4 protein-coding genes are annotated in these 3,980 nt (G+C 72.2%); all 4 read left to right on the top strand.

Annotated elements, in window-relative coordinates:
* Positions 1-1,188 (top strand): SDR family oxidoreductase (locus GUY60_RS35465; protein WP_161705496.1); only part of this gene is annotated, 1,188 nt, incomplete at its 5' end.
* Between the two features lie 141 nt (positions 1,189-1,329).
* Entirely contained in the window at positions 1,330-2,466 is a 1,137-nt protein-coding gene (locus GUY60_RS35460) for an ABC transporter ATP-binding protein (protein ID WP_161705494.1), read from the top strand.
* A 206-nt stretch (positions 2,467-2,672) separates the two neighbouring features.
* Entirely contained in the window at positions 2,673-3,101 is a 429-nt protein-coding gene (locus GUY60_RS35455; RefSeq protein WP_161705498.1) for a hypothetical protein, read from the top strand.
* 87 nt (positions 3,102-3,188) lie between these two features.
* Complete coding sequence (locus tag GUY60_RS35450; protein ID WP_161705492.1) at positions 3,189-3,914, top strand: nucleotidyltransferase family protein; 726 nt, start codon at positions 3,189-3,191, stop codon at positions 3,912-3,914.
* Positions 3,915-3,980: the final 66 nt, after the last annotated feature.

Here is a 3,980-nt window from a genome sequence, read left to right as displayed (position 1 = left end):
GGCCCCCGTACCGACCTCGCCGTACCGCTCCCCGCCGACATCACCCCGCACACCACGCCCACCACTGCGGCCCCCGCTCCCCGGCACGTGCTGCTCACCGGCGCCACCGGCTTCCTCGGCGCGTTCCTGCTGCGGGAACTCCTCACCCGTACCGACGCGACCGTGCACTGCCTGGTCCGCGGCCCCGCACAGCGCCTGCCCGAGGCCCTGCGGCGGTACGGGGTGTGGCGCCCCGGCCTGGCCCACCGCGTCGTCGTCCACACCGGCGACCTCACCGCCCCGCGCCTCGGCCTCGACCCGGCCACGTACGACGAACTCGCCCGCACCGTCGACGTCGTTCACCACTGCGGTGCCGAGGTCAACCTGGCCCGCGACCACGACCGCCTGAAGGCCGCCAACACCGTGGCCACCGCCGAGATCCTGCGCCTCGCCGCCACCCACCGCACCGTCCCCGTGCACCATGTGTCGACGGTCGGCGTCCTGTCGGGCACCCCGCCGACCGGGGCGTTCCGCGCCGAGGACCCGCTGCCCGCGCCAACCGGACTGCGGCACGGGTACGCGCAGAGCAAGTGGGCGGCCGAGCACCTGATCGGGCAGGCGCGGGCGCGCGGACTGCCGGTGACGGTGCACCGCCCGACCCGGCTCACCGGCGACTCGGCGACCGGCGTGTGCCAGGACGCGGACTACCTGTGGCTGCTCCTGCAGGCCTGCGCCCGCCTCGGCCTGGCCCCGGACGCCTCCCTCGGCCTCGCCTTCGACCTGGTGCCCGTCGACCGGGCGGCCGCGGCGATCGTCGCGCTCTCCCTCGACCCGGGCGCGGTCGGCCGCACCTTCCACATCGCCGCCGAGCGCCGCCTCACGCTCACCACGGCGGTGGCCCGGCTGCGGGATCACGGGCACCGGATCGTGGAGGTGCCGCCGGCCCGCTGGCTGGACGCGCTGCGCTCCACGCCGACGGGGCCCGCACTGCTCGCCGTGCTCACCGACGCGTCGGGCGCGGTCGACTCCGAGGGCGCCCACCCCATCGACGCCGCCGGCACCCGCGCCCGGCTCGACGGCACAGGCATCGAGCTTGCCGGCGACGGGGCGGCCCTCTTCGACGCCTGCGTACGGCAGTTCGCCCGCACCGGCTTCCTGCCCACCCCGCCAGGCGGCGCCGAGCTGCGCGAATTCCCGTACGACTACTGACAGCACCGGATCTGCCCGGTACTGTCGCAGCCAGTCCGGGCCCACTGGACTACACCACTGCGCCGCCGACCGTGCGGCGCAGCCACTTCCTTTACTCGGATCGTCCGGCACGTTCCTGCCGGTGAAGGGGGCTTCACAGCCATGGCTTCTGTCACGTTCGACAAGGCGACCCGCATCTACCCGGGCTCCGACAAGCCCGCGGTGGACGGCCTGGAGATCGAGATCGAGGACGGCGAGTTCCTCGTCCTCGTCGGTCCCTCCGGCTGCGGAAAGTCGACCTCCCTGCGCATGCTCGCGGGCCTCGAAGATGTCAACGGCGGTGCGATCCGCATCGGCGACCGCGACGTCACCCACCTGCCGCCGAAGGACCGGGACATCGCGATGGTGTTCCAGAACTACGCGCTCTACCCGCACATGACGGTCGCCGACAACATGGGCTTCGCGCTGAAGATCGCGGGCGTGCCGAAGGCCGAGATCCGCCAGAAGGTCGAGGACGCGGCGAAGATCCTCGACCTCACCGAGTACCTGGGCCGCAAGCCCAAGGCCCTCTCCGGCGGCCAGCGCCAGCGCGTCGCGATGGGCCGCGCCATCGTCCGTGAGCCGCAGGTCTTCCTCATGGACGAGCCGCTGTCGAACCTGGACGCCAAGCTCCGCGTGAGCACCCGCACCCAGATCGCCTCCCTGCAGCGCCGCCTCGGCATCACGACCGTGTACGTCACCCACGACCAGGTCGAGGCGATGACGATGGGCGACCGGGTGGCGGTCCTCAAGGACGGCCTCCTCCAGCAGGTGGACTCGCCGCGCAACATGTACGACCGCCCGGCCAACCTCTTCGTCGCCGGCTTCATCGGCTCGCCCGCGATGAACCTGGTCGAGGTCCCGATCACCGACGGCGGCGTGAAGTTCGGCAATTCCGTGGTGCCGGTGAACCGCGAGGCCATCGGGGCCGCCGCCGACAAGGGCGACCGCACGGTCACCGTCGGCGTCCGCCCCGAGCACTTCGACGTGGTCGAGCAGGGCGGCGAGGCCGCCAAGTCGCTCAGCAAGGACTCCGCGAACGCCCCGGCCGGCCTCGCCGTCACGGTGAACGTCGTCGAGGAACTCGGCGCCGACGGCTACGTCTACGGCACCGCGGAGGTCGGCGGCGAGGCCAAGGACCTCGTGGTCCGCGTCAGCGGCCGCGACGTACCGGCGAAGGGCTCCCAGCTGCACGTCGTGCCGCGCCCCGGCGAGATCCACGTCTTCGCCACGTCCAGCGGCGAGCGCCTCAGCGACTGACGCCCGGCCCAACACGCCCCGGTGGCCCCACACTTCGGTGCGGGGCCACCGCGCTGTCCGCCCCCGCGCGCTGCCCCGCCCGCGGCCACAGAGTCGACAAATACCCCGGCAGAACGCCCTTTTCGAACCCTGTACGTCAACGCCGGATTCGAAAGCGCCTCTCGAACCATCGCCCGTTCCGGTGACCAAATGTCGCCAAATCATCACTGACCGCTACGCTCACGCACGTGAACCAAAGCGCCCGCCGAATCGGCCGAACCCTCGCTCTCGTACTCCCCGTCGTTCTCGTCCTCTCCGGGACGCTCGCGGTCACCCGGGTCAACTGGTCGGGTGGCTCACAGTCGGTGCTCACCGCGTCCGCCGAGAACGCCTCCGCCCCCGCCAAGTCCCACGCCCCGCAAGAGACCCTGCGCGACCGGCTCCTCCTCGAACTCCAGGAGGAGAACCCGGGCACCGTCCTCACCCACCTCCAGCAGGAGGTCGACGAACGCCCGTCCCTCGCCAAACACTGCGCCTCGATCGCCCGCGCCCTCGGCCGAGCCGCGGTCCGCCAGTACGGCCCGAGCCGAGCCCAGTCCTACGCCCGCCCGGTCTGCGACACGGCTTTCGCCACGGGCGTGGCCCAGCAGGTGTGACGGTTCAAAATTAAGCCCCTCCGGCGATTGAGGAGCGGGGTCCGGGGCAGAGCCCCGAGTCGGCGCCCACGCCATAGGGTGCGGGACATGACCGACCCGCACCCCACCCCCGTACAAGCAGTAATCCTCGCCGGAGGCCAAGGCTCCCGGTTGCGCCCGTACACCGACGACCGACCGAAGCCGATGGTCGAGATCCCCGGAACCGGGGTCCCGATCATCGGCCATCAGCTTTCCTGGCTGGCCGCCGAGGGCGTCACGGACGTGGTGATCTCCTGCGGCCACCTCGCCGACGTCCTCCAGGACTGGCTGGACAAGGCCGAACTCCCCCTGCGGGTCACGACGGTGGTCGAGGAGGAGCCGCTCGGCCGCGGCGGCGGACTCAAGTACGCGGCGGCCCGCCTCCCGCACCCGGACCGCGCCTGGTACGCGACGAACGGCGACATCTGGACCCGTTTCCCGCTGCGCGAGATGGCCGCCTTCCACACCGAGCGGGACGCCACCGCGACGCTCGCCCTGGCCCGGCCCCGCCTCCCCTGGGGCGCCGTCGAGACCGACGCCTTCGGCCACATCACGGACTTCATCGAGTCCCCGCGCGTCTCGTACGAGATCAACGCCGGCGTCTACGTCTTCGCACCCGGCTTCGCCACGCTGCTCCCCGACCGCGGCGACCACGAGCGCACCACGTTCCCGCGCCTGGCCCGCGAACGCCGCCTGGCCGGCTTCCCGCTGCCGCAGGGCGCGTACTGGCGGGCCATCGACACGGCGAAGGACCTGACCGAGGCGGCGAAGGAGCTTGCGGCACACGGGCGTTGAGAACGCAGAACGCCGGAGGGGCTGATTTCTCAGCCCCTCCGGCGCTTGAGGAGGCCTGTCCGGCAG

It is taken from the genome of Streptomyces boluensis (assembly GCF_009908195.1).
GTDB classification, from domain to species: Bacteria; Actinomycetota; Actinomycetes; order Streptomycetales; family Streptomycetaceae; genus Streptomyces; species Streptomyces boluensis.
This window is presented reverse-complemented; position numbering and strand designations above follow the sequence as displayed.